Origin of the sequence: Rhodoferax sp., assembly GCF_025354435.1 — a bacterium.
Taxonomy (GTDB): domain Bacteria; phylum Pseudomonadota; class Gammaproteobacteria; order Burkholderiales; family Burkholderiaceae_C; genus Rhodoferax_B.
Genome location: NZ_JANXMU010000048.1, coordinates 40,101 through 64,576, shown reverse-complemented (window position 1 = coordinate 64,576; position 24,476 = coordinate 40,101). Strand labels below are relative to the sequence as shown.

Sequence of the window (24,476 nt, the reverse complement as noted above, 5' to 3'; positions counted from 1 at the left end):
TTTGCGGTGCTGGGCGAATCCCGCTTCTTGGTCGGCGGCCAGGGCCAGGGTGTGTTGCTTCATCTTTGTCGCCTTGTGAGGGATGACAATACCAATGCAAGTCACGCGCCAGGTCGGGACTTATTCAGCGTTGCCTTAAATGAGAATTGCCTCTAGCGCTTATTCCATGTGCGTAGGTGGCTACTGAAACTGTAGCGTTTTCTGTAGTGTGCGGATAATTGCCGCAGTGCAGAAATTTGGTTCTAAGATGGCCCGCAGTGCTTCTTTCTGGAAGGTCTGCCTACCATGGCTATTTCGCGCCCCACCATGTTTCCGGCCCACCGCATGCGCATTTCCTTGCTGGCGGTTCTGTGGACCAGCACCCCGCTCGCACAGGCCATGGACGACGTGACGGCCACCTCACTGAAGAACTACGGCGGCAGTTACTCCAGCGCCTGCCAGAACCCCGCCGCACCGCGCCTGGCGGTTGGCCCCAACAGCCTGGTGTTTGCGCACGGTGGCCAGAGCATCACCGGGCGCGAGGTGCTGGCGGCGTACTCCTACTTTGGCAACACGGCACCGGCGGGCTTTGTGGTGGCTTTCATCAGCCAGATCAAGGGCAAGGAGCAGATGACGTTTTTGGTCCATGAGGACCCGCGTGGCCGCTACATCCAGATCGAGAACGAAAACAACAAGCTGTCGGCTTTTCTGGGGCCGGCCCGCCTGGCGGCGCAGTACCGGCGTTGTGACGGACCACCCGCAGCCACTGTTGCGCCCCCGGCCCCGTTCAGCTACGAGGTGTTTGCCACTCCGCAGTTCAAAAGTCAGTTTGCGCTCATCGTCGCTCCGTTGCGCCAGGTGGCCTGGCTGACCCGCATGGAGGGGCCGAACAGCCAGATCGCGCGGGTGAAAGTGGGCAACAAGGAATATCTGCGTGCCGACCTGTGCAAGCCGCACGACTGCCACGACTACAACGTGTTGTTTCTCTATGCCCCGCAGCGCAATGTGCTGTATGCCCAGGTGCACCAGAAGGGCCAGGTCACGCTGCTGGGCGACCCGCCCCGCGCCGAGGCCGCCGCCCTGGGGCGGCTGTGGACCGCGCAATTCCGCAGCCCGTAGCGGAATGCATTTATTTAAAAATGATAGCTGCTCACGCTTGCCCAATCAGCACAGGCAGCCTAAAAGACTTGAAGCCTGTTTTTACGCAAGGGTGGCACGTTTGGCCAGCAACGCCCGCCCCACGCGTGAGGCCGAGGCGCGGCCCAGCTGGGCGTTGATCCAGTCGCCGCAGTCCACCAGCCGGTCCAGGTCCACACCGGTCTCTGCGCCTAGCTTGTGCAGCAAATACACCACGTCTTCGGTGGCCACATTGCCGGTAGCACCCTTGGCGTACGGGCAGCCGCCCAGGCCGCCCACCGAGCTATCGAAGGCGCGCAGGCCGAACTGGTACGAGGCATACACATTCGCAATCGCCATGCCGTAGGTGTCGTGGTAGTGGCCTGCCAACTGGGCCACGGGCACCTGCTGCGCTACCGTCTCCAGCATGCGCAGCACGGAAACGGGTGTGCCCACGCCGATGGTGTCGCCCAGCGATACCTCGTAGCAGCCCATGGCCAGTAGTTGTCCGGCCACATCGGCCACGCGCTGGGGGGCCACATCGCCCTCGTACGGGCAGCCCACCACACAGGACACGTAGCCGCGCACCCGCACGCCTTGGGCCTGGGCGGCGGCCATGAGCGGGGTAAAGCGGGCCAGGGATTCGGCGATGGAGCAGTTGATGTTCTTCTGAGAAAACGCCTCGGAGGCAGCGGCGAACACCGCCACATGGTCGGCACCCGCCGCCACCGCCGCTTCAAAGCCTTGCAGATTGGGGGTCAGCACCGGGTAGCTCACACCGGGGTGGCGCACCAGGCCGCGCATGACCTCGGCAGAGTCGCCCATTTGCGGCACCCATTTGGGGGATACAAAGGAGGTCGCCTCGATTTCGCGCAGCCCGGCATCGGCCAGGCGCTGGATCAGCTCCAGCTTGGTGGCGGTGGAGACGAGCTGTTTTTCGTTTTGCAGGCCGTCGCGCGGGCCCATCTCGATGATGCGCACAAAGGGATTCATGGCGTGGCCTCGAAATCCACCAAATCTACCCCATCGCCCACCTGCTCCCCGGCGCTGAAATGGAAGGCCTTGACGATGCCCTTGGCGGGCGCGTAGATGGTGTGCTCCATCTTCATGGCCTCCAGTACCAGCAGGGGCGTGCCTTTTTCTACCGTGGCACCCACAGTGGCCAGCAGGGCGATCACCTTGCCGGGCATGGGTGCGTGAATCCCGCCGTGGGCATCGTCGCCCCCTTCGCCGTGCAGCAGCTCTACCTTCGCTAACGCCCAGCTCTGGCCTTGGCAGAACACGTGCAGGTGTACGCCCTGGGCCACCACCGTGGCATGGAGGCGGCGATCGCCCAGTTGCACCTGCTGGACTTGGGATGGGCCGGTGCGGCGGGCCAGCACGGGGTCACCGCCCAGGCCAAGCAGCACGCCGTCGGCCACCACTTCGGCGGTCACCGCCTGCTCCGTCTCGCCACAGCGCAGGGTGATGGTTTGCTGCGATGTGCCGTTGAGCCGCCAGCCGTCCAGCACGCGCCAGGGCGAGTCGGGTTCCATGGCGGGCAGGGCGGCAGCATCCTTTTGGCTTTGCAGCACGCTTAAAGCGGCCAGCATCCACACGTCACCGGGCACGGCCTGGGCCAGTGCGGGGAACAGATGTTCCTGCTCGCGTTCGATCAGTGCCGTGTCCAGCTTCGCCTGGGCAAACGACGCGGTGGTCACCAGGCGCTGCAGGAAGGCCACGTTGTTGGCCACGCCGACGATCTGGTAGTCGGCCAGCGCCTGGCGCATGCGGGCCAGGGCCTGGGTGCGGTCGGCATCCCAGACGATGAGCTTGGCGATCATCGGGTCGTAGTGCGGCGTGATTTCGTCCCCTTGCTCCACCCCGGTATCGACGCGCACATGGGCGGAAGCGGCCGGGGGCAGCAGGTGGCTGAGTCGGCCGGTGGAGGGCAAAAAGCCTTTGTCCGGGTCTTCGGCGTAGATGCGGGCCTCGATGGCGTGGCCGGTCAGCACCAGTTGCTCTTGCGCCAGCGGCAGGGGCTCGCCCGAGGCCACGCGCAGCTGCCATTCCACCAGGTCCAGCCCGGTGATCATCTCGGTCACCGGGTGCTCCACCTGTAGCCGGGTGTTCATTTCCATGAAGTAGAAGGCGCCGTCCTGGTGGGCGATGAACTCCACCGTGCCTGCGCCCACATAGCCCACGGCCAGGGCGGCATTCACCGCGGCCGTGCCCATGGCCGCGCGGCGCTCGGGGGTCATGCCGGGGGCGGGGGCTTCTTCCAGCACCTTTTGGTGGCGGCGCTGCACCGAGCAGTCGCGCTCGAACAGATACACGCAGTGGCCTAGGCTGTCGCCAAACACCTGGATTTCGATGTGGCGCGGCTGCAGCACGTACTTCTCGATCAGCACATGGTCGTTATTGAATGCGTTGATAGCTTCGCGCTTGCATGACACGAGGGATGCCGCAAAATCTGCCGCCGCGTCCACCCGGCGCATGCCCTTGCCACCGCCGCCTGCGCTGGCTTTGATCAGCACCGGGTAGCCGATTTTCTCGGCCTGCGCGGCCAGAAAGCCGGGGTCCTGGTTGTCGCCGTGGTAGCCGGGGGTCAGGGGTACACCGGCTTTTTCCATCAGGGTCTTGGCCGCAGACTTGCTGCCCATGGCGCGGATGGCCGAGGCGGGCGGGCCGATGAAGACCACACCGGCCTGGGCGCAGGCATCGGCAAAGTCGGCGTTCTCGGACAAAAAGCCGTAGCCGGGGTGCACGGCCTGGGCACCGGTTTGCAGCGCGGCGGCCAGGATCTTGCCGGCCACCAGATACGACTCGCGGGCTGCTGCGGGGCCGATGCAGACTGCTTCGTCGGCCAGCCGCACATGGCGGGCATTGGCATCGGCTTCGGAGTACACCGCCACGGTGCGGATGCCCATGCGGCGGGCCGTCTTGATGACCCGGCAGGCGATCTCCCCGCGGTTGGCGATGAGGATTTTGTTGAACATATTTTTTCCTTACGCAACCCAAGAGGGCGCGCGCTTTTCTAGAAATGCCGCCAGGCCTTCGCGGGCCTCGGGCGTGGCGCGCAGGCGGGCGATGCGCCGGGCGGTGTCTTCCACCAGAGCATCGTCAATGGGGTGGTTGGCGACGGCGCGGATCAGCGCGGTGGCGGCGGCTTGCGCACCCGAGCCACCGGCCTGCAAGGCCTCCAGCAGGGTGTGCACGGTGGCATCCAGCGCTTCGGGCGCGGCGACTTCGTGGGCCAGGCCCAGGGCCAGGGCGCGCTCTGCGCTGATGCGCTCTGCGGTCTGGAAGTAGCGGTAGGCCTGGCGTTCGCCGATGGCGCGCAGCACGTAGGGGCTGATGGCCGCCGGGATGATGCCAAAGCGCACTTCCGAGGTGGCGAACTGTGCCTTGCTGGAGGCCACGCAGATGTCGCAGGCGGCAGCCAGGCCCATGCCGCCGCCCAGCGCGGCACCGTGCACGCGGGCGATGGTGGGCGTGGCCATGCAGGACAGGGTGCGGAACAGCTTCGCCAGTTGGCGGGCATCGTCCACATTCTTTTCCAGCGTGGCCGCACCCTGGCGCTGCATCCAGCCCAGGTCGGCCCCGGCCGAAAAGCTTTTGCCCCGGCCCGCCAGCACTACGGCGCGCACGGTGGGGTCGGCATCCAGTGCCAGCAGGGCCTGGGTCAGCTCGGTGATCAGGGTTTCGTCAAAGGCGTTGTGGACCTCGGGCTTGTTCATCCACAGCCAGGCAACGCGGCCGTGGTGCTCGATTTCTAGGGTGGTGTAGGACATGGTGGCCTCACATGCGGAAGATGCCGAACTGCGTGGGCTGGATGGGCGCATTCAGCGCGCTGGCCAGCGACAGGCCCAGCACACGCCGGGTTTGCGCCGGGTCCACCACGCCGTCGTCCCACAGCCGGGCGGTGGCGTAGTAGGGGTGGCCTTGCAGCTCGTACTGGGCGCGGATCGGGTCTTTGAAGGCTGCTTCGTCCTCGGCCGACCACTGGCCGCCCTTGGCTTCGATGCCTTCGCGCTTCACGGTGGCCAGCACGCCCGCGGCCTGCTCGCCGCCCATCACGCTGATGCGCGCGTTGGGCCACATCCACAGGAAGCGGGGCGAATAGGCGCGGCCACACATGCCGTAGTTGCCTGCGCCAAAGCTGCCACCTACCAGCATGGTGATCTTGGGCACATTGGCGGTGGCCACGGCGGTGACCATCTTGGCGCCGTCTTTGGCGATGCCGCCGTTCTCGTACTTGCGGCCAATCATGAAGCCAGTGATGTTCTGCAAGAACACCAGCGGGATGCCGCGCTGCGCGCACAGCTCGATGAAGTGCGCGCCTTTCTGGGCCGACTCGGCAAACAAAATACCGTTGTTGGCGATGATGCCCACCGGTATGCCATGCAAATGGGCAAAGCCGGTGACCAGGGTGCTGCCATAGCGGGCCTTGAATTCGTCAAAGCGCGAGCCGTCCACGGTGCGGGCGATGATCTCGCGCACGTCGTAGGGCTTGCGTGCATCCAGTGGCACCACGCCGTAGATTTCTGCGGGGTCGTACAGCGGCTCTTCGCTGGATTCCAGCTTCACCGTGAAGGGCTTTTGCCGGTTCAGGTTGCCGACGATGTTGCGGGCGATGAGCAGGGCATGCGGGTCGTTGTCGGCCAGGTGGTCGGCCACGCCGGAGATGCGGGTGTGCACGTCGCCCCCGCCCAGGTCTTCGGCGGTGACCACTTCGCCGGTGGCGGCTTTCACCAGCGGCGGGCCGCCCAGGAAGATGGTGCCCTGGTTTTTGACGATGATGGTTTCATCGCTCATGGCGGGCATGTAGGCCCCGCCTGCGGTGCACGAGCCCATCACCACCGCGATTTGCGCAATGCCCATGGCGCTCATCTGGGCCTGGTTGTAGAAGATGCGGCCAAAGTGGTCTCGGTCGGGGAAGACTTCGTCCTGGCGGGGCAAAAAGGCCCCGCCCGAATCCACCAGGTAGATGCAGGGCAGATGGTTTTGCATGGCAATTTCTTGCGCGCGCAGGTGTTTCTTGACGGTCAGCGGGTAGTAGGTGCCGCCTTTGACGGTGGCATCGTTGGCCACCACCATGCATTCCACGCCGTTCACCCGGCCTACGCCGGTGATCAGCCCGGCAGCGGGGGCCTCGCCGTCGTACATGCCGTAGGCCGCCAGTTGGCCTACCTCCAGAAAGGGCGTGCCGGGGTCGAGCAGCTGGGCTACGCGGTCGCGCGGCAGCAGCTTGCCGCGCGCGGTATGGCGTTGCCGAGCCACCTCGCCGCCGCCCAGGGCGGCCTCCGCGGCTTTGGCGCGCAGATCCTGCACCAGGGTGCGCATGGCCGCGGCGTTGGCCTGGAAGTCGGCAGAGCGTGGGTTGAGTTTGGATGCGAGTGTGTTCATGCCGTCTTTTCCTCGTTCAGCCCAAGCTGCTCTTTCATTGCGTCGCGGATCTTGTACTTCTGGATCTTGCCAGTCACCGTCATGGGGAACGCGTCGACAAAGCGGATGTATTTGGGCACCTTGTAGTGCGCGATCTGGCCTTTGCAGAAGTCGCGGATCTCGTCTTCGGTGGCGCTGTGCCCCGGCCTGGGGATGATCCAGGCGCACAGCTCTTCGCCGTAGCGCTTGTCGGGCAGGCCGACCACCTGCACGTCTTGCACCTTGGGGTGGCGGTAGAGGAATTCTTCGATCTCGCGCGGATAGATGTTCTCGCCGCCGCGGATCACCAGGTCCTTGATGCGTCCCACGATGTTGACGTAGCCCTCGTTGTCCATGGTGGCCAGGTCGCCGGTGTGCATCCAGCGTTCGGTGTCGATGGCCTCGCGGGTTTTCGCTTCGTCTTCCCAGTAGCCGTGCATCACCGAGTAGCCACGCGTGCAGAGCTCGCCAGGTGTACCGCGCGGCACCAGGGCACCGGTTTCGGGGTCGACGATCTTGATCTCCAGGTGCGGCTGCACCGTGCCGACGGTCGACACGCGCTGGGCCAGCGGGGTGTTGGTGCTACTCTGGCAGCTCACCGGGCTGGTCTCGGTCATGCCGTAGGCGATGGTGATCTGCGCAAGGTGCATCTGGTCGACCACGCGCTTCATCACCTTGGTCGGGCAGGGCGAACCGGCCATGATGCCGGTGCGCAGCGTGGACAGGTCGAACGCGCCGAAGCGCGGGTGGTCGAGCTCGGCGATGAACATCGTTGGCACGCCGTGCAGACCGGTGCACTTCTCGGCCTGCACCGTTTCGAGCACCATGAGCGGGTCGAAGCCGTCGCTCGGGTAGACGATGGTGGCGCCGTGGGTGAGGCAGGCCAGGTTGCCCAGCACCATGCCGAAGCAGTGGTACAGCGGCACGGGGATGCAGAGCCGGTCGGCCGGCGTGAGCTGCATGCATTCGCCGATGAAGAAGCCGTTGTTCAGGATGTTGCGGTGCGTCAGCGTGGCGCCCTTGGGGAAGCCCGTGGTGCCACTGGTGAACTGAATGTTGATCGGGTCGGTGGCCTGCAGGCCGCTGCCGATCTGCGCGATGCGAGGGTCGTCAGGGCTGCCGCTGGCCAGCAGGTCGGAGAAGCGCCGCATGCCGGGCTGGTCCGCTTCGCCGTCACGGTCGATCCACGCGATGTGGCGCAGCAGCGGCACGCGATCAGGCCCCAGTTCGCGCAGCATGCCCAGGTAGTCGCTGGTCTTGAAGCTGGCCATCGTGACCAACGCTTTAACGCCCGCCTTGTTGAGCGCGTATTCGAGTTCCGAGGTGCGGTACGCCGGGTTGATGTTGACCAGGATGATGCCGACCTTGGCGGTGGCGATCTGTACCAACACCCAGGCCACGTTGTTGTGCGACCAGATGCCGACGCGGTCACCGGGCACCAGGCCCAGGTTCAGCAGAGCGCTGGCGAGGCGGTTCGATGCGGTCTGCAGTTCGCCGTAGCTGAAGCGACGGCCTTCGTGCTGGCTCACCAGCGCCTCGCGCTCGGGTTGCCTGGCGACCATGTTGTCGAAGAATGCGCCGAGCGTCTGCTCGATCAGCGGTACCTCGGTGCTGCCTTGGGCGTAGCTCGGGGTCGGTGCCATGGTGTCTATCCTCACGCCGTTTCTGCAAACAACTCGCGGCCAATCAGCATGCGGCGGATCTCGCTGGTGCCCGCGCCGATTTCGTACAGCTTGGCATCGCGCCACAGGCGTGGCGTGGGGTATTCGTTGATGTAGCCGTTGCCGCCCAGAATCTGGATCGCCTCGCCTGCCATCCAGGTGGCTTTTTCGGCCAGGTACAGGATGGCACCGGCGGCATCCTTGCGCAGCGTACGGGCGTGGTCGGCCCGGTCGCAGGCCGCAGCCACGGCATAGCCGTAGGCGCGGCAGGCCTGCCAGGTGGTGTACATGTCGGCCAGCTTGCCCTGCATCAGCTGGAATTCGCCAATGCTCTGGCCGAACTGCTTGCGGTCGTGCACATAGGGCACCACCACGTCCATGCAGGCCGCCATGATGCCCAGCGGGCCGCCGCACAGCACGGTGCGCTCGTAGTCCAGGCCCGACATCAGCACTTTGACACCCTGGCCCACGCCGCCCAGCACGTTTTCGGCAGGCACTTCGCAGTCTTCGAAAAACACCGGGTAGGTGTTGGAGCCGCGCATGCCCATTTTGTCCAGCTTGGTGCCGAAGCTCAGGCCTTGGAAGCTCTTTTCAATGATGAAGGCGGTCATGCCTTTGGCACCGGCGTGGATGTCGGTCTTGGCGTAGACGATCAGGGTGTCGGCATCGCCGCCGTTGGTGATCCACATCTTGGAGCCGTTGAGCACGTAGCGGTCGCCCTTTAAATCGGCGCGCAGCTTCATGCTGACTACGTCAGAGCCCGCATTGGGCTCGCTCATGGCCAGGGCACCCACGTGGTCGCCGCTGACCAGTTTGGGCAGGTACTGGTCTTTTTGGGCTTTGGTGCCATTGCGGTGCAACTGGTTGACGCACAGGTTGGAGTGCGCGCCGTAGCTCAGACCCACCGAGGCGCTGGCGCGCGAGACTTCTTCCATCGCCACCATGTGGGCCAGATAGCCCATTTCGGTGCCGCCGTACTCTTCCGACACCGTCATGCCGTGCAGGCCCAGGCTGCCCAGCTTCTTCCACAGGTCGGCGGGGAACAGGTTGTCGTGGTCGATGGCGGCGGCGCGCGGGGCGATTTCTGCCGCGGAGAAGCTCTGCACCGTGTCGCGCAGCATGTCGATGGTGTCGCCAAGGTTGAATGAAAGCGAAGGCAGGTGGGCCATGGGGGTGTCTCCTCAAAAAGTTTTGCCTAGTGTCCGCCCGTGGTGCGGTCAATGTATGCCAATGTGGTTGCAAATCGTGCCAAAGTTGATTAGCCTCGGGCCCATGCCACACCGTTCCCCAGCCGTTACTTCCGCCCCCCCCCGCGCCGCCACACCCATCGCCTTTGTGCAGGCGGTTTTGCTGGCCTACGAACGCTACGGCCAAGACCCGGGCCTGGCCTTGCAGGCTGCACAAATTACGCCAGCCCTGTTGGCCGATCCGCAGGCGTGCATCACGGCAGCGCAAATGGAAACGCTGTGCAATGCCGCCATGCGCGAGCTGGACGACGAGGCCCTGGGCTGGTTTTCCCGCAAGCTGCCCTGGGGCAGCTATGGCCTGCTGTGCCGGGCCTCGCTGGGCGCACCCAGCCTGGAGGTGGCCATCAAGCGCTGGTGCCGCCACCACCGCTTGCTGACGGGTGACTTGGAGTTGTCACTGCGCATCGAGGGCGATGAGGCCGTGGTAACGCTGGCCGAACAGCAGGCGTTTGGCCCGCTGCGCGAGTTCTGCCTGGTCACCAGCCTGCGCTACTTGCACGGCTATGCCTGTTGGGCGATTGACTCGCGGATTCCGCTGCACGGGGTGGCGTTTCCGTTCCCCGAGCCCGCCCACGGACAGGTGTATCCGCTGATTTTTCCGGGGCCGACGGTGTTCAACGCGCCGCAGGCGGGCTTTCGCTTCGATGCCCGCTACCTGGGCCTGGCCTTACGCCGCGACGAATCGGCCCTGCAGACCATGCTGGAGCGGGCGCTGCCTTTGACGGTGCTGCAGTACCGGCACGACCGGCTGTTGCAGCAGAGCGTGCGGGCGCTGTTGCGCACCCGTTCTGGCGAGCTGCGCAATGCCGAGGCCCTGGCCATGGCGCTGGGCGTGTCCACCCGCAGCCTGCACCGGCAGTTGCAGTTGGAGGGCGTGTCGCTGCAGGCCCTGCGCGACGAGGTGCGACGCGAAGTCGCCCTGGACCTGCTGCGCCGCACCGACTGGCCGGTGAAGCAGATTGCGCACACCGTGGGTTTTTTGAACGAAAAGAGCTTTTCGCGCGCATTCAAGGCCTGGACCGGGCTCACACCCAGCGAAATGCGCTGAGGTTTAGGTGGTTTTGTCGAGCATTTGCTGGCCCACGCGCCGAAACTCCGGGTGGCCCGATTCCAGCAGCACCGAGCCTACCTTCTGTAAATACGCCGGGGTGGCGGTCAGCGGCACCTTGTTCAGCCACTGCAGTGCTTCCGGCAGCCGCCCGCGCGCGGCCAGCATGCCGGCATAGTTGAACTGGCCACGAAAGTCGCCGCCCTGGGCACCTTCCTGGTAGCAAAAGAAGGCGGTCTCCTCGTCTTTTTCCACCACCAGCCCGTTCTCGTAGTAGCGGCCAATCTTGGTCATGGACTTGGCGTGGCCCAGGTCGGCGGCCTGGCGGTACAGCTGCAGCGCGGCGGCGTGGTCTTGCGGCACGCTTTTGCCCTCGGCGAGCTGGTTGGCCAGGTTGTACAAGCCGGCATCCAGGCCCAGGCTGGCGGCTTTTTTGTACCAGGCCACGGCGGCAAACAGGTCAATGGGTGCGCCCCAGCCGTTTTCCAGGCAGCGCCCGGCCATGTTCATGCCCATGGCGTGGCTGTGTGCGGCGGCTTGCAAAAACCAGTGCAGGGCCTGGGCGGGGTTGCGTTCCATGCCGTGGCCGTCCAGCAGCCACTGGCCCAGCACGGCTTGCGCGTCGGCATTACCCTGGGCGGCGGCGGTTTGTACCCAGGGCAGGGCCTGCGCGGGCGGGCTGGCCAGCACGGCGGTCCATTCGGCTTGGGTGGGGGCGGGGGAAATGGGAGGAAGCGGGGGCAGGGCGGTCATGGGCAGTACAAATGAGACAGATGAGACAGATAAGAATTGGTCCGAATTATGCGTAAGCTATGGTCCTATGAAAGCTTACCGCGCCGCCATCCTCCGTTTTGCCCCCGACCACTCGGCTATTTTTGAAGAAGATGGCCTGCTGGTGGTCGGTCCTGATGCGTCGGGCACCCGGCGGGTGCAAGCCGTGGGGCCGTACCGAACTCTGGGGCCCAAATACCCCGGCCTGCCGGTGGAGCACCTGCCGGGTCGCATCCTGGCACCGGGTTTTGTGGACATGCACATCCACTACCCGCAGACCGACATCATTGGCGCGCCCGCCGACGGCCTGCTGCCCTGGCTGGAGAACTACACTTTTCCTGCGGAAAAACAGTTCTCAGCGCCCGATCATGCTGCGGAAGTAGCTAGTTTTTTTGTAGCGGAGCTGCTGCGCAACGGCGTGACCACGGCGCTGGCCTTTGCAACCTCGCACCCGGCCTCCGTCAATGCATTGTTTGCCGAGGCGCAGAAGAACCACATGCGCTTGATCACCGGCAAGGTGCTGCAAGACCAGAACTCGCCCGACGGCGTGCGCGACGACACCGAGCAAAGCCTGCTCGACACCGAGGCGCTGATCCAGCGCTGGCACGGCGTGGACCGCCTGGGCTACGCTATCACCCCGCGCTTTGTACCCACCAGCACGCCCGCCCAGTTGCGCGGTGCAGGCGCGCTGGCCGCCAAGTACCCCGATGTGTGGGTGCAGTCCCACGTGGCCGAAAACCTGGGCGAAATCGCCTGGGTGCGCGAGCTCTATCCCGATGCGCGCAGCTACCTCAGCGTATACCAGGACTTTGGCCTGCTGCGTCCGCGCGCGGTGTACGCCCACTGCATCCATTTCGACGATATCGACCGCGCCCTGATGCGCGACAGTGGCACCGTGGCCGCCATCAGCCCGACCAGCAACCTGTTTCTGGGCAGCGGCTTTTTTGACTACGAGGGCGCAGACCGCATCGGCTTTGGCTACGGCCTGGCCAGCGATGTGGGCGGCGGCACCAGCTTCAGCCCCTTCCACACCATGCGTGCGGCTTATTACGTGGGGCGAGAGGGCCAAACCAAACCCGGCCTGTCGCTCAGTCCGCAAAATCTGTGGTGGCAGCACACGGCAGGCGCAGCGCAGGCACTGGGCCTGGGCGGCGTGGTGGGCAACCTGGCGGTAGGCTGCGAGGCCGACTTTCTGGTGCTCAACCCGCAGGCCACGCCCTTGCTGGCGCGCAAGACGGCACGGGCGCAGAGCCTGGACGAGCTGTTGTTTGGCCTGATCATCCTGGCCGACGACCGGGCCGTTGAACGCACGGTGATATCCCAAGCCAAATAGACCGTTAGCGCATGTAACGCATGTGCATATAGCTATTACTTTGGTAGCGATGGGGTGTCTGCGCGGTACAATCGTGGCCAACCTCAGAGACTGCCCAATGACTATCAAAAGCGACAAGTGGATTCGCCGCATGGCCGAGCAAACCGGGATGATCGAGCCGTTTGAGCCCGGCCAGATCCGCGAACGCGACGGCAACAAGATCATCAGCTACGGCACCAGCAGCTATGGCTACGACATCCGCTGCGCGCCCGAATTCAAGGTGTTCACCAACATCCACAGCACCGTGGTCGATCCGAAAAACTTCGACGAAAAGAGCTTTGTGGATTTTTCGGGCGACAGCTGCATCATCCCGCCCAACAGCTTTGCGCTGGCCCGCACGGTCGAATATTTCCGCATTCCGCGCAATGTGCTGACCATCTGCCTGGGCAAAAGCACCTACGCCCGCTGCGGCATCATCGTCAACGTGACCCCGTTCGAACCCGAGTGGGAGGGTTACGTGACCCTGGAGTTCAGCAACACCACGCCGCTGCCCGCCAAAATTTACGCGGGCGAGGGCTGCGCCCAGGTGCTGTTCTTTGAAAGCGACGAGGTTTGCGAGGTCAGCTACAAGGACCGTGGTGGCAAATACCAGGGCCAGGTGGGCGTGACTTTGCCACGAGCCTAAACCAGGTATCAGCCGGAATAACAGTCGAAAAGGCCTGATTCTTGCAACTGCGCAGGGCGACTCCAAGGAAATACCATGTGCCAAATGCTCGCCATGAACTGCAACAGTAGCGCCAGCATCAACTTCTCGTTTGCCGGTTTTTCGGCCCGCGGTGGGCAGACCGGCGAACACGCCGACGGCTGGGGCATTGCCTTCCACGAGCGCACCGGCTGCCGGGTGTTCATCGACGACGGACGGGCCAGCGACTCGGCCCTGGCCGACTTTGTGCGCAGCTACCCGATCAAATCCAAGTCGGTGCTGGCGCACATCCGCAAAGCCACCCAGGGCGCGGTCACTTTGTCCAACTGCCACCCGTTCCAGCGCGAATGGCTGGGCCAGCACTGGGTGTTCTGCCACAACGGCGACCTCAAAAACTACCACCCCAACCTGCGCGGCAACTACCTGCCGGTGGGCACCACCGACAGCGAAAAAGCCTTTTGCTGGATGCTGCAAGAGCTGCGCAGCGCATTCAAAGGGGCCTGCCCGCCCAGCTGGAAGCAGGTGGCCCCGGTGCTGGCCGAGCTGTCGCGCCGCATCGCCAGCCACGGCACCTTCAACTTCCTGCTGTCCAACGGCGAGGCCATGTACGCACATTGCTCCACCCAACTCAGCTGGGTATCGCGCCAGCACCCGTTCCAAACCGCCAAGTTGATCGACTGCGACATGACACTGGACCTGCGCCAGGCTAACGGCGAAAGCGACCGCATGGTGCTGGTGGCCACTGAACCCTTGACCGCCGACGAACCCTGGGACAGCTTCGCCCCGGGCGAACTCAAGGTGTTTGTCGACGGTGCCCAGGTCTGGAGCAGCACCAGCCTGCCACCCAAACCCGTGAAGGCTGTGAAAGCCGCTCGGGCCGTGCCGCCCAAGCTGGTTGCCGTGCGTGCCAGCCTGGGAGCGCCTGCGTGACTGCTCCCACAGGGGAGGACAGTCGCCGGGTGCTGGATGTGCAGCATTTGAGCGTGCGGTTTGAAACCAAGGAGCGCGTGGTGGATGCCGTGCGTGACCTGTCTTTTTACGTCAACGCGGGCGAAACCCTGGCGATTGTGGGCGAATCGGGCTCGGGCAAGTCGGTATCGTCCCTGGCGCTGATGCGGCTGGTGGAAAACGGCGGCGGGCGCATCCTCGGCGGCAGCATGCAGTTCCACCGGCGCGACGGCAGCAGCCTGGACCTGGCCCAGGCCAGCCCGGCCACCATGCGCGGCATCCGCGGGGCAGAGATGGCCATGGTGTTCCAGGAGCCCATGACTTCGCTGAATCCGGTGTTCCCCGTGGGCGAGCAGATTGCCGAATCTATCCGCCTGCACCAGGGGCTGGGCCGCGCTGCCGCCCTGGCCGAGGCCCTGCGCATGCTGGACCTGGTGCGCATCCCAGAGGCGAAGAATGTGCTGGGCCGCTTTCCGCACCAGCTGTCTGGCGGCATGCGCCAGCGGGTAATGATTGCCATGGCCCTGGCCTGCAAGCCTCGCCTGCTGATCGCCGACGAGCCCACTACCGCGCTGGACGTGACTATCCAGGCCCAGGTGCTGTCTCTCATCCGCCTACTGCAAGACGAGATGCAGATGGGCGTGGTCTTCATCACCCACGACATGGGCGTGGTAGCCGAGATGGCCGACCGCGTGCTGGTCATGTTGCGCGGCGACAAGGTCGAAGAAAACGACTGCGCCCGCCTGTTTTCCGCTCCCCAACACCCCTACACCCAAGCGCTGCTGGCGGCCGTACCCACGCTGGGGGCCATGCGCGGCACCGACAGCCCGGCCAAATTTCCGCTGCTGGACGCGGCGCATGCCGTGGCTTGGCCGGAGCGCGATACGGTTAAATACGATATGCCGCCGGTGCTGAGTGTGCAGGGTTTGACCACCCGTTTTCCGGTGCGTACCGGAGTGCTGGGGCGCATCACACGCCAGGTGTGTGCGGTGGAGCAGGTCAGTTTCAGCCTGCGGCGGGGCGAGACGCTGGCCCTGGTGGGTGAGTCGGGTTGCGGCAAGTCCACCACCGGGCGCTCGCTGGCGCGGTTGGTGGAGTTCAACGCAGGCAGCGTGGACGTGAATGGACGGGCGATTGCGCCGTTAAAAGGCCAGGCTTTGCAAACCCTGCGGCGCGATGTGCAGTTTATTTTCCAGGACCCGTTTGCCTCGCTAGATCCGCGTTTGACGGTGGGCTTTGCCATCATGGAGCCGCTGTTGGTGCATGGCGTGGTCAAAGGCGCGGAGGCCGAAAAGCGGGTGGCTGCTCTGCTCTATCGCGTGGGCCTGCCCGCCAACGCCGCCCAACGCTACCCGCATGAATTCTCGGGAGGGCAGCGCCAGCGGATTGCGATTGCCCGGGCGCTGGCATTGAACCCCAAGGTGGTGATTGCCGACGAGGCGGTATCGGCACTCGACGTGTCCATCCGCGCCCAGATCGTCAACCTGATGCTGGACTTGCAGCGCGAATTCGGCATCGCTTTTTTATTCATCTCGCACGACATGGCGGTGGTGGAGCGCATCAGCCACCGGGTTGCGGTGATGTACCTGGGCCAGATTGTCGAGATCGGCCCGCGCCGTGCGGTGTTCGAGAACCCGCAGCACGCCTACACCCGCCGCCTGATGGCCGCCGTGCCGGTGGCCGACCCGGCACGCCGCCACAACCGGCGCGAACTGTTGACGGGTGACATCCCCAGTCCGATCCGTGCCCTGAACGACCTGCCGCAGGTGGCCCCGCTGGTCGAGGTGGGCCCCGGCCATTTTGTGGCGCGCCACGCGGTCGGTGGTATTTACTAGTTTTAGTCTTTCGTTTATCGGGATTTTTTGTAACTCTGGAGTTTTGAGCATGCAATACGCTTTATCGCTGTCTAAATTGTCTGCCGCGCTGGCCGTGGCGGCGGCGCTGGCCTTTACCGCTTCTTCTGCTTTTGCCGCCAAAAACGTGGTGATCGCGGTGGATTCGACTTTCACCACCCTGGACCCGTACGATGCCAACGACACCTTGTCGCAAGCGGTGGCAAAGTCGTTCTACCAGGGCCTGCTGGGCTTTGACAAAAGCATGAAGATGGTGCCGGTGCTGGCCGAGAGCTACAAGGCCAGCAAAGACGGCCTGAACTACACCTTTGTCCTCAAAAAAGGCATCAAATTCCAGGACGGCACCGACTTCAACGCCGAAGCCGTCAAGGCCAACTTTGACCGGGTCACCAACCCCGATAACAAGCTCAAACGCTACACCTTGTACAAGAACATCGCCAAGACCGAAGTGCTCGATGCCAATACCGTGCGCATTGTGCTCAAAGAGCCGTTTTCGCCCTTCATTAACTCGCTGGCCCATCCGTCGGCTGTGATGATTTCGCCTGCCGCCATCGCCAAGTACGGCAAGGCCATCGGCCAGAATCCGGTAGGCACCGGTCCCTTCAAGTTTGTCGAGTGGAAGCAGACCGACTTTGTGAAGGTTGAGAAATTCGACGGCTACTGGCGCAAGGGCTACCCCAAGGTGGACAGCATCACCTGGCGCCCGGTGGTAGACAACAATTCGCGCAGCGCCATCATGCAGACGGGCGAGGCCAACTTCACCTTCCCGGTGCCGCCCGAGCAGGTCGAGTTGCTCAAGGGCAAGCCCAACCTGGAGATCACGGTGTCGCCGTCGATCGTCCACCGCTTTGTGACCCTCAACACCCAGCAGAAGCCGTTTGACAACCTCAAGGTGCGCGAAGCCCTGAACTACGCCATTAACAAAGATGCTTTGATCAAGGTGGTGTACGGCGGCTACGCCATCCCTGCCGAAGGCGTGATCCCCAAGGACGTGCAGTTCTCCACCAAACTGGGCCCCTGGCCGTACAACCCGGTCAAGGCCCGCGAACTGCTGAAAGAGGCGGGCTACCCCAACGGTTTTGAGAGCACTCTGTGGTCGGCCTTTACCGATTCCACCTCGCTCAAGGCCATCCAGTTCATCCAGCAGCAACTGCGCGTGGTGGGCGTGAATTTGCAGGTGCTGGCCCTGGAGGCCGGGCAGCGTGCCGAGCGTGTCGAAAGCGCACCCGATGCCGCCACCGCCCCGGTGCGCATGTACTACGTGGGCTGGTCCGCTTCTACCGGCGAGGCTGACTGGGCTATCCGTCCGTTGTTGGCCGCCGAGTCCTTTCCACCCAAGTCGTACAACGTGGCTTACTACAAAAACGATGCGGTGGAAGCCGGTATCGCCAAGGCGCTGGTGACCACCGACCCGGAGGTCAAGGCGCAGATTTACGCCGACGTGCAACAGCGCGTCTGGAAAGATGCGCCCTGGATCAACCTGGCCACACTGCAACTGGTGTCGGCACGCACCAAGAACTTCAGCGGCTTCTACGTGATGCCCGACCGTTCGTTCAACTTTGACGAAATCGAACTGAAGTAGCACCCGGCCCGCATGCTGAATTACATCCTCAAGCGGCTGCTGGGCCTGCTGCCAACCTTGCTGATTGTGGCGGGGCTGGTGTTTCTGTTCGTCCATCTGCTGCCGGGCGACCCGGCGCGGCTGGCCGCGGGGCAGGATGCGGATTTTGAAACCGTGCAGACCATCCGGCGCGACTTGGGGCTGGATTTGCCGATGCACCAGCAGTTCTGGCGCTTTATCAGCCATGCGGTGCAGGGCGACTTCGGCCAGTCGCTGCGCAACAAACGCCCGGTATCCACCGAGATTGCCGAGCGCTTCATGCCCACCTTCTGGCTCACTGTGGCGGCCATGGGCTGGTCGGTGCTGCTGGGGCTGGTGATTGGCACGGTGTCGGCCGTGTGGCGTAACCAATGGCCTGACCGTCTGGGCATGACGCTGGCCATTACCGGTATCTCGTTTCCATCCTTTGCGCTGGGCATGGTGCTGATGGAGGTGTTTTCGGTGCAACTGGGCTGGTTGCCCACGGTGGGGGCCGACACCTGGAGGCATTACGTGCTGCCCTCGCTCACTTTGGGTGCGGGCGTGGCGGCGGTGATGGCGCGGTTTACCCGCTCGTCGTTCATCGACATCCTGAAAGAAGACTATGTGCGCACCGCCCGTGCCAAGGGACTGAACGAGTTTGTGGTGGTGGTCAAGCACGGTCTGCGCAACGCACTGATTCCGGTGGTCACCATGATGGGCCTGCAGTTTGGTTTCTTGCTGGGCGGCTCCATCGTGGTGGAGAAGGTGTTCAACTGGCCGGGTATGGGCCGCCTGCTGGTGGATGCTGTGGAAATGCGCGACTTCCCGGTGATCCAGGCCGAGGTACTGCTTTTCTCGCTGGAATTCATCCTGATCAACCTGGTCGTCGATGTGCTGTACGCCGTCATCAATCCCACCATTCGCTACAAATAAAATAGCTGCTTATGCATATTAAACCTACGCTAGAGCCTGTTTTGACCATGGAAAAAATGCGCACGCCCTGGAGCGAGTTCTGGCGCAAGTTTCAAAGCCAGCGCGTCGCCCTGGTGGCCGGGTTCTTTGTGTTGCTGCTGGTCGTGGTGGCGGTGGCGGCCCCGTGGCTGGTGCCTTTCGATGCCGAGAACTTCTTTGACTACGACGCGTTGAATGCCTCGCCCTCGACCACGCACTGGTTCGGTGTGGATGCGCTGGGCCGCGACATCTTCAGCCGCATCCTGATGGGCGCACGTATCTCGCTGGCGGCGGGCTTCATCTCGGTGGCGGTGGGGGCGGTGATCGGCACGGTGCTGGGCCTGCTGGCCGGGTACTACGAGGGCTGGTGGGACCGCATTGTGATGCGCATCTCGGACGTGCTGTTTGCCTTTCCCGGCATCCTCCTGGCGATTGGTATCGTGGCCATTCTGGGCAACGGCATGGTCAACGTGATTTTTGCGGTGGCTGTGTTCAGCGTGCCCGCCTTCGCCCGGTTGGTGCGCGGCAACACCCTGGTGGTGAAGAACCTGACTTACATCGAGGCCGTGCGTTCGATTGGCGCGTCTGACTGTACCATCATCACCCGGCACATCTTTCCGGCCACCATTTCCTCGGTGGTGGTGTACTTCACCATGCGCATTGGCACCTCGATCATCACTGCTGCCAGCCTGTCCTTCCTGGGCCTGGGTGCGCAGCCGCCTACACCAGAGTGGGGTGCCATGTTGAACGAAGCCCGCGCCGACATGATGAGCGCGCCGCATATTGCGCTGTTCCCCAGCCTGGCCATTTTCTTCACCGTGCTGGCTTTCAACCTGCTGGGCGACGGCCTGCGCGATGCGCTAGATCCAAAATTGGACAATTAATTTAGTGCTTTTTAGACCTCTAGCGTATATCCTATAATCACAAGTAGCTATTTTTTAGATAGCAATCACTTCGGGGCGGCCTGGATGCTGTCAATGACCTTTTGCAGGTCGGTCACGGCCCGACTACGGTTTTCGTCGCTGAGTTTGTCCAGGTCTACCGACAGGCGCAGGCCGGGGTAGCGCTGGTTCAAGTTGTCAGGTGGCACGTCGGTAGCGTGGATGTCGCGCAGTACAAAGCAGCGGATCTCGCGCGACACGCCCTTGGCCGTGAGGGGCTCACGCTCGAGGGCATCAAATTCGTCTTTCACCAGAGCGTAGGTTTCGTACGACATGATGATGCCGTCGGGTTCGCCGTTCTGCTCCAACCGCGCGGCCAGATTCACCTCGCTGCCAATGACGGTGTAGTCCATGCGCTGGTCGCTGCCAAAGTTGCCCACATGGCAAAACCCGGTGTTGATGCCGATGCGGATGTGGAACGGCTGGCGGTCGCCCTTGTCCCGCCAGATTTCGCGCAGGGCGTGCATGCGACGCTGCATCGCCATGGCCATGCGTACACACTGCAAGGCATCTTCCTGCACGCCACGCGTCTCGGGGTCGCCAAAAAAGACCAGGATGGCATCGCCCACGAATTTGTCGATGGTGGTGCCATATTCCAGCGCAATCTTCGACATCTCTGAGAAGTAGCTGTTCAAAAAATAGGTCAGGTCCTCGGGCTGCATGCCTTCCGATGTCTTGGTGAAATCCTTGATGTCCGAAAAGAAGATGGTGAGCTTCTTGCGCACGGCCTGGATGGACACGTCCTGGTCACCTTCGAAAATGGTTTTGTAGACCTGCGGCGAGAGGTAGCGCGAGAGCTTGTTAGACAGCGAATGCAGCATTGCCGTACGCACGTTCAGGGCAATGTGGTTGTGCACCCGGGCCAGCAGGATGGGGGGGCAAATCGGCTTGGTGATGTAGTCCACCGCGCCCAGTTCAAAGCCTTTCTCCTCGGCTTCGTTGTCGGATTTGGCGGTAAGAAAGATCACCGGAATATCGCGTGTGGCCGGATTGGCCTTGAGGCGGCGGCAGACCTCGTAGCCGTCGATCTGCGGCATCATGATGTCAAGCAGGATCAGGTCGGGTGGCGTGCTGGAGGCGACCACTGCCAGCCCTTTTTTACCATTGTTGACTACCTTGACCCGGTAGGTGTCTTTGAGCAGCGCAGCCATCAGTGTCAGGTTGTCGGCAGTGTCGTCCACCACCAGCACGGTGGGTTTTTCGGCGAAGCCCAACATTTTCATACAGTGTCTTCCGAATGCCAGCCCGGACGCATACAACACGCGGGTCGGTGGCTCGCAGAATCGTACACCGCCGGCCGTGTCGAATGTGACATTTTGTGTGCTTTGGCGGCGCTGTACCATGCCGGTCTAGATCAATGGGAGTGTGGCTATGAAATGGGAAGGTAATCGTGAATCCAGCAACGTGGAAGACCGACGGGATGGCGACGACGGCGGCGGCTCGTCGGGTGGCGGCATCATGGGCGGGCGCAGCATTGGCATCGGCACCATCGTGGTGGCTTTGGTGGGCGGGTGGATTTTTGGTATCAACCCCATGACCATCATCAGCCTGATGAGCGGCGGCAGCGCCCCCCAGGTGCAGCAACAGCAGGCACCCGCGCACCGGCCACCTAAAGACGACCAATTGGCGAAGTTTGTATCCACCGTGCTGGCCGATACCGAAGACGTCTGGACCGATGTGTTCGCCAAGGCCGGTGGTACCTACAAAGATCCGACCCTGGTGCTGTTTCGTGGCGCCACCCGCACAGCGTGCGGCCAGGGCCAGGCGGCCATGGGGCCGTTTTACTGCCCGGGTGACCAGAAGGTCTATATCGACCTCGGGTTTTACGACACGTTGAAAAACCAGTTAGGTGCCCCCGGTGAGTTTGCCGAGGCGTATGTGATTGCCCACGAGGTGGGCCACCATGTGCAAAACCTGATGGGCATCAGCGAGAAGGTCGAAGGCATGCGCAGCCGCGCCAGCAAAGCCCAGTCCAACGCCCTGAGCGTGCGCCTGGAGCTGCAGGCCGACTGTTTTGCGGGTTTGTGGGCCAAGCATGCGCAGAATGCGCGCCAGATTCTGGAAAACGGCGATATCGAGTCGGCCATGAATGCCGCGGCCAAGATTGGCGACGACGCTTTGCAGCGCGCCAGCGGTGGCGAAGTGGTGCCCGACAGCTTCACCCACGGCACCAGCGCCCAGCGCCAGCGCTGGTTCAATATGGGCTACCAGACGGGTGTGGTGAAGTCCTGCGACACCTTCAGCGCACGCCAGCTCTGAGCCTCGCGCCGTTCCGGGCTATAATTTCAAGGCTTTGCACAGTGCAAAGCGCACGTTGGTGAGTATTTCCCCTGCCAACGCAAGTCACATTTAACGGATAAAACATGATCGCATCCTCTATCAAGGCCGAAGTCGTCAAGGACAACGCGCGCAGCGCCACCGACACCGGCAGCCCAGAAGTGCAAGTTGCACTGCTGACCGCCCGTATCAACGAACTCACCCCCCACTTCAAGTTGCACGCCAAAGACCACCACGGTCGCCGCGGTCTGCTGCGTATGGTGAGCCGTCGCCGCAAGTTGTTGGATTACCTGAACTCCAAGGACCACGAGCGTTACGTCGCTCTGATCGCGAAACTCGGCCTGCGTAAGTAATCCCAGTTCCCAATGCACAAGCGCCTGAGTTAGTTCACTAGCTCAGGCGTTTTTGTTTGTTTTCCCGTTGAGAGGCGATTTACCCCGTACGCGCTGTGTCATTCCATAAGTCACCCAAGGGTGATTTATGGAATGGCATCGTATGGCCGAACCCTCTTTGTCCCCCGCCAGTCCGTGTGGACTGCAAACCCTCCCAGGAGACCCCAAATGACTATGTTCAATAAAGTAAGCAAGACCTTCCAGTGGGGTGCCAACACCGTCACCATGGAAACCGGCGAAATGGCCCGCCAATCCACCGGCGCTGTGCTGTTGGACATGGACGGCACCGTGGTGCTGGCCACCGTGGTAGCCAAGACTGTCGGCAAGCCCGGCCAAGACTTTTTCCCGCTGACCGTCGATTACCTGGAAAAGACCTACGCTGCGGGCAAGATCCCCGGTAGCTTTTTCAAGCGCGAAGGCCGCCCTAGCGAATTTGAAACACTGACCAGCCGCTTGATCGACCGCCCGATCCGCCCGCTGTTCCCCGAAGGTTTCTTCAACGAAGTGCATGTGGTCATCCACACCCTGTCGCTGAATCCTGAAGTCGATGCCGACATCGCCGCCCTGATCGCTACCAGTGCCGCCTTGTCGGTCAGCGGTATCCCCTTCAGCGGCCCCATCGGTGCATCCCGCGTGGGTTACATCAACGGCGAATACGTGCTGAACCCTGGCCAGACTGCCCGCAAGGATTCCATCATGGATCTGGTGGTAGCTGGTACCGAAACCGCCGTGCTGATGGTGGAATCGGAAGCCCAGCAACTGTCCGAAGAAATCATGTTGGGCGGTGTCATGTTCGGCCACGAGCAGGGCGTCATTGCCATCAACGCCATCCACGAACTGGTGCGTGACGCTGGCAAGCCCGTGTGGGACTGGACTGCACCTGCCAAAGACGAAGTGCTGATCGCTAAAGTTGTGGCCTTGGCCGAAGAAAAGTTGGCTGCCGCCTACCAGAACCGCAACAAGCAAGCGCGTACGCACGCCACCCGTGAAGCCTACACCTGGGTGAAGATGGGCTTGAAGGCCGAAGGCGTGGAGTTCGACCCCGTAGCGGTTGAAGGCATGCTGTTCGACATCGAAGCCAAGATTGTGCGCAGCCAGATTCTGGCCGGTGAGCCCCGTATCGACGGCCGCGACACCCGCACCGTGCGTGCCATCGAAATCCGCAACAGCGTGCTGCCCCGTACCCACGGTTCGGCCCTGTTCACCCGTGGCGAAACCCAGGCTTTGGTGGTCACCACCCTGGGCACCGAGCGCGATGCCCAGCGCATTGACGCATTGGCTGGCGAGTACGAAGACCGCTTCATGTTGCACTACAACATGCCTCCGTTCGCCACCGGCGAAACCGGCCGCGTAGGTACGCCCAAGCGCCGCGAAATCGGTCACGGCCGTCTGGCCAAGCGTGCCCTGGTGGCTGTTTTGCCTAGCAAGGAAGACTTTCCCTACACCATGCGTGTGGTGTCGGAAATAACCGAATCGAATGGTTCCTCGTCGATGGCTTCGGTCTGCGGCGGCTGCCTGTCGTTGATGGACGCTGGCGTGCCGATGAAAGCCCACGTGGCCGGCATCGCCATGGGCCTGATCAAGGATGGCAACCGTTTCGCCGTACTGACCGACATCCTGGGTGACGAAGACCACCTGGGTGACATGGACTTCAAGGTGGCCGGTACCACCAACGGTATTACCGCGCTGCAAATGGACATCAAAATCCAGGGCATCACCAAAGAGATCATGCAGGTTGCACTAGCCCAGGCCAAGGAGGCCCGCTTGCACATCCTCGACAAGATGATGGAAGCCATGTCCGAAGCCAAGACCGAAGTGTCTACCTTCGCGCCCCGCCTGTTCACCATGAAGATCAATCCGGACAAAATCCGTGACGTGATCGGCAAGGGCGGCGCGGTCATCCGTGCGCTGACCGAAGAAACCGGCACGCAGATCAACATCGAAGAAGACGGCACCATCACCATCGCTTCGAGCGACCCTGCCAAGGCCGAAGAAGCCAAGCGCCGCATTGAGCAGATCACCGCAGAAGTCGAAATTGGCAAGGTCTACGAAGGCGCGATCACCAAGATACTGGACTTCGGTGCACTGGTTAACCTGCTGCCCGGCAAGGACGGTTTGCTGCATATCAGCCAGATCGCTCACGAGCGTGTCGAGAAGGTCACCGACTACCTGTCCGAAGGCCAGATCGTCAAGGTCAAGGTCATGGAGACGGATGAAAAGGGTCGTATCAAGCTGTCCATGAAGGCCTTGCTGGACCGCCCAGCGTACAACCCGGAAGCCCAGCGCTAA

Annotated in this window: 20 protein-coding genes; 12 read left to right on the top strand and 8 right to left on the bottom strand. The window is 62.9% G+C overall.

What is annotated here, in order from left to right; genetic code table 11:
- Window positions 1-285: 285 nt before the first annotated feature.
- On the top strand, window positions 286-1,098 hold the full coding sequence (locus Q0T48_RS12965; protein ID WP_295956978.1) for an Ivy family c-type lysozyme inhibitor: 813 nt from the start codon (window positions 286-288) through the stop codon (window positions 1,096-1,098).
- An 81-nt stretch (window positions 1,099-1,179) separates the two neighbouring features.
- On the opposite strand, the gene Q0T48_RS12960 is transcribed toward Q0T48_RS12965, so the two are convergent.
- From Q0T48_RS12960 to Q0T48_RS12935, 6 genes are read right to left on the bottom strand one after another with little or no spacing between them, the layout of a single operon-like run.
- Window positions 1,180-2,088 (bottom strand): hydroxymethylglutaryl-CoA lyase, encoded by a 909-nt coding sequence (locus tag Q0T48_RS12960; RefSeq protein ID WP_295956976.1) that lies wholly within the window; start codon window positions 2,086-2,088, stop codon window positions 1,180-1,182.
- Window positions 2,085-4,073: an acetyl/propionyl/methylcrotonyl-CoA carboxylase subunit alpha gene (locus tag Q0T48_RS12955; RefSeq protein ID WP_295956973.1), complete on the bottom strand. Its 1,989-nt coding sequence runs from the start codon at window positions 4,071-4,073 to the stop codon at window positions 2,085-2,087. Before Q0T48_RS12955 ends, Q0T48_RS12960 begins: the two co-directional genes overlap by 4 nt.
- A 9-nt stretch (window positions 4,074-4,082) precedes the next feature.
- Window positions 4,083-4,868, bottom strand: coding sequence for an enoyl-CoA hydratase/isomerase family protein (locus tag Q0T48_RS12950; RefSeq protein WP_295956972.1), 786 nt, complete (start codon window positions 4,866-4,868; stop codon window positions 4,083-4,085).
- 7 nt (window positions 4,869-4,875) lie between these two features.
- Window positions 4,876-6,483 carry a carboxyl transferase domain-containing protein gene (locus tag Q0T48_RS12945; RefSeq protein ID WP_295956969.1) on the bottom strand — a complete coding sequence of 536 codons (1,608 nt, stop codon included), beginning with the start codon at window positions 6,481-6,483 and terminating at the stop codon, window positions 4,876-4,878.
- On the bottom strand, window positions 6,480-8,144 hold the full coding sequence (locus Q0T48_RS12940; protein ID WP_295956967.1) for an AMP-binding protein: 1,665 nt from the start codon (window positions 8,142-8,144) through the stop codon (window positions 6,480-6,482). The genes Q0T48_RS12945 and Q0T48_RS12940 overlap by 4 nt, the downstream gene beginning before the upstream one ends.
- An 11-nt stretch (window positions 8,145-8,155) precedes the next feature.
- A complete protein-coding gene (locus tag Q0T48_RS12935; RefSeq protein ID WP_295956965.1) occupies window positions 8,156-9,331 on the bottom strand; it encodes an isovaleryl-CoA dehydrogenase in 1,176 nt (391 codons plus the stop codon).
- A gap of 103 nt (window positions 9,332-9,434) precedes the next feature.
- Here Q0T48_RS12935 and Q0T48_RS12930 point away from each other — a divergent pair, with 103 nt between their 5' ends.
- Complete coding sequence (locus Q0T48_RS12930; protein WP_295956963.1) at window positions 9,435-10,457, top strand: AraC family transcriptional regulator; 1,023 nt, start codon at window positions 9,435-9,437, stop codon at window positions 10,455-10,457.
- A gap of 3 nt (window positions 10,458-10,460) precedes the next feature.
- Here Q0T48_RS12930 and Q0T48_RS12925 read toward each other — a convergent pair whose 3' ends face one another.
- Complete coding sequence (locus Q0T48_RS12925; protein WP_295956962.1) at window positions 10,461-11,210, bottom strand: tetratricopeptide repeat protein; 750 nt, start codon at window positions 11,208-11,210, stop codon at window positions 10,461-10,463.
- Window positions 11,211-11,277: 67 nt separating this feature from the next.
- Between Q0T48_RS12925 and guaD the strand changes: the two genes are divergently transcribed.
- From guaD to gsiD, 7 genes are all read left to right on the top strand, one after another.
- Window positions 11,278-12,561, top strand: coding sequence for a guanine deaminase (guaD, locus tag Q0T48_RS12920; protein WP_295956961.1), 1,284 nt, complete (start codon window positions 11,278-11,280; stop codon window positions 12,559-12,561).
- 97 nt (window positions 12,562-12,658) lie between these two features.
- Complete coding sequence (gene dcd, locus Q0T48_RS12915) at window positions 12,659-13,225, top strand: dCTP deaminase (protein ID WP_295956959.1); 567 nt, start codon at window positions 12,659-12,661, stop codon at window positions 13,223-13,225.
- Between the two features lie 75 nt (window positions 13,226-13,300).
- Window positions 13,301-14,173 carry a class II glutamine amidotransferase gene (locus Q0T48_RS12910; RefSeq protein ID WP_295956956.1) on the top strand — a complete coding sequence of 291 codons (873 nt, stop codon included), beginning with the start codon at window positions 13,301-13,303 and terminating at the stop codon, window positions 14,171-14,173.
- Window positions 14,170-16,026 (top strand): dipeptide ABC transporter ATP-binding protein, encoded by a 1,857-nt coding sequence (locus tag Q0T48_RS12905; RefSeq protein WP_295956954.1) that lies wholly within the window; start codon window positions 14,170-14,172, stop codon window positions 16,024-16,026. Before Q0T48_RS12910 ends, Q0T48_RS12905 begins: the two co-directional genes overlap by 4 nt.
- A 49-nt stretch (window positions 16,027-16,075) precedes the next feature.
- On the top strand, window positions 16,076-17,626 hold the full coding sequence (gsiB, locus tag Q0T48_RS12900) for a glutathione ABC transporter substrate-binding protein GsiB (protein WP_295956952.1): 1,551 nt from the start codon (window positions 16,076-16,078) through the stop codon (window positions 17,624-17,626).
- Window positions 17,627-17,638: 12 nt separating this feature from the next.
- Window positions 17,639-18,559 (top strand): glutathione ABC transporter permease GsiC, encoded by a 921-nt coding sequence (gsiC, locus tag Q0T48_RS12895; RefSeq protein ID WP_295956951.1) that lies wholly within the window; start codon window positions 17,639-17,641, stop codon window positions 18,557-18,559.
- 11 nt (window positions 18,560-18,570) lie between these two features.
- The gene (gene gsiD / locus Q0T48_RS12890; protein ID WP_295956949.1) at window positions 18,571-19,461 is read left to right on the top strand and encodes a glutathione ABC transporter permease GsiD; all 891 of its coding nucleotides are present in this window, start codon (window positions 18,571-18,573) and stop codon (window positions 19,459-19,461) included.
- Window positions 19,462-19,526: 65 nt separating this feature from the next.
- On the opposite strand, the gene Q0T48_RS12885 is transcribed toward gsiD, so the two are convergent.
- Window positions 19,527-20,741: an adenylate/guanylate cyclase domain-containing protein gene (locus Q0T48_RS12885; protein WP_295956947.1), complete on the bottom strand. Its 1,215-nt coding sequence runs from the start codon at window positions 20,739-20,741 to the stop codon at window positions 19,527-19,529.
- A 148-nt stretch (window positions 20,742-20,889) separates the two neighbouring features.
- On the opposite strand from Q0T48_RS12885, the gene Q0T48_RS12880 reads away from it, so the two are divergent.
- From Q0T48_RS12880 to pnp, 3 genes are all read left to right on the top strand, one after another.
- Window positions 20,890-21,777, top strand: a complete 888-nt coding sequence (locus Q0T48_RS12880) for a neutral zinc metallopeptidase (RefSeq protein ID WP_295956945.1) — start codon at window positions 20,890-20,892, stop codon at window positions 21,775-21,777.
- A 104-nt stretch (window positions 21,778-21,881) separates the two neighbouring features.
- The gene (gene rpsO, locus Q0T48_RS12875; RefSeq protein WP_295956943.1) at window positions 21,882-22,148 is read left to right on the top strand and encodes a 30S ribosomal protein S15; all 267 of its coding nucleotides are present in this window, start codon (window positions 21,882-21,884) and stop codon (window positions 22,146-22,148) included.
- A gap of 207 nt (window positions 22,149-22,355) precedes the next feature.
- A complete protein-coding gene (gene pnp, locus Q0T48_RS12870; RefSeq protein ID WP_295956941.1) occupies window positions 22,356-24,476 on the top strand; it encodes a polyribonucleotide nucleotidyltransferase in 2,121 nt (706 codons plus the stop codon).

Bases quoted from the DNA above. Each gene is read 5' to 3' on its own strand.
- gsiC (WP_295956951.1), top strand. From the start codon at position 17,639: ATGCTGAATTACATCCTCAAGCGGCTGCTGGGCCTGCTGCCAACCTTG.
- gsiB (WP_295956952.1), top strand. From the start codon at position 16,076: ATGCAATACGCTTTATCGCTGTCTAAATTGTCTGCCGCGCTGGCCGTG.
- Q0T48_RS12910 (WP_295956956.1), top strand. From the start codon at position 13,301: ATGTGCCAAATGCTCGCCATGAACTGCAACAGTAGCGCCAGCATCAAC.
- Q0T48_RS12925 (WP_295956962.1), bottom strand. From the start codon at position 11,210: ATGACCGCCCTGCCCCCGCTTCCTCCCATTTCCCCCGCCCCCACCCAA.
- Q0T48_RS12945 (WP_295956969.1), bottom strand. From the start codon at position 6,483: ATGAACACACTCGCATCCAAACTCAACCCACGCTCTGCCGACTTCCAG.
- Q0T48_RS12955 (WP_295956973.1), bottom strand. From the start codon at position 4,073: ATGTTCAACAAAATCCTCATCGCCAACCGCGGGGAGATCGCCTGCCGG.
- Q0T48_RS12935 (WP_295956965.1), bottom strand. From the start codon at position 9,331: ATGGCCCACCTGCCTTCGCTTTCATTCAACCTTGGCGACACCATCGAC.
- Q0T48_RS12950 (WP_295956972.1), bottom strand. From the start codon at position 4,868: ATGTCCTACACCACCCTAGAAATCGAGCACCACGGCCGCGTTGCCTGG.
- guaD (WP_295956961.1), top strand. From the start codon at position 11,278: ATGAAAGCTTACCGCGCCGCCATCCTCCGTTTTGCCCCCGACCACTCG.
- gsiD (WP_295956949.1), top strand. From the start codon at position 18,571: ATGCATATTAAACCTACGCTAGAGCCTGTTTTGACCATGGAAAAAATG.
- Q0T48_RS12880 (WP_295956945.1), top strand. From the start codon at position 20,890: ATGAAATGGGAAGGTAATCGTGAATCCAGCAACGTGGAAGACCGACGG.
- Q0T48_RS12965 (WP_295956978.1), top strand. From the start codon at position 286: ATGGCTATTTCGCGCCCCACCATGTTTCCGGCCCACCGCATGCGCATT.
- pnp (WP_295956941.1), top strand. From the start codon at position 22,356: ATGACTATGTTCAATAAAGTAAGCAAGACCTTCCAGTGGGGTGCCAAC.
- dcd (WP_295956959.1), top strand. From the start codon at position 12,659: ATGACTATCAAAAGCGACAAGTGGATTCGCCGCATGGCCGAGCAAACC.
- Q0T48_RS12960 (WP_295956976.1), bottom strand. From the start codon at position 2,088: ATGAATCCCTTTGTGCGCATCATCGAGATGGGCCCGCGCGACGGCCTG.
- rpsO (WP_295956943.1), top strand. From the start codon at position 21,882: ATGATCGCATCCTCTATCAAGGCCGAAGTCGTCAAGGACAACGCGCGC.
- Q0T48_RS12885 (WP_295956947.1), bottom strand. From the start codon at position 20,741: ATGAAAATGTTGGGCTTCGCCGAAAAACCCACCGTGCTGGTGGTGGAC.
- Q0T48_RS12940 (WP_295956967.1), bottom strand. From the start codon at position 8,144: ATGGCACCGACCCCGAGCTACGCCCAAGGCAGCACCGAGGTACCGCTG.
- Q0T48_RS12930 (WP_295956963.1), top strand. From the start codon at position 9,435: ATGCCACACCGTTCCCCAGCCGTTACTTCCGCCCCCCCCCGCGCCGCC.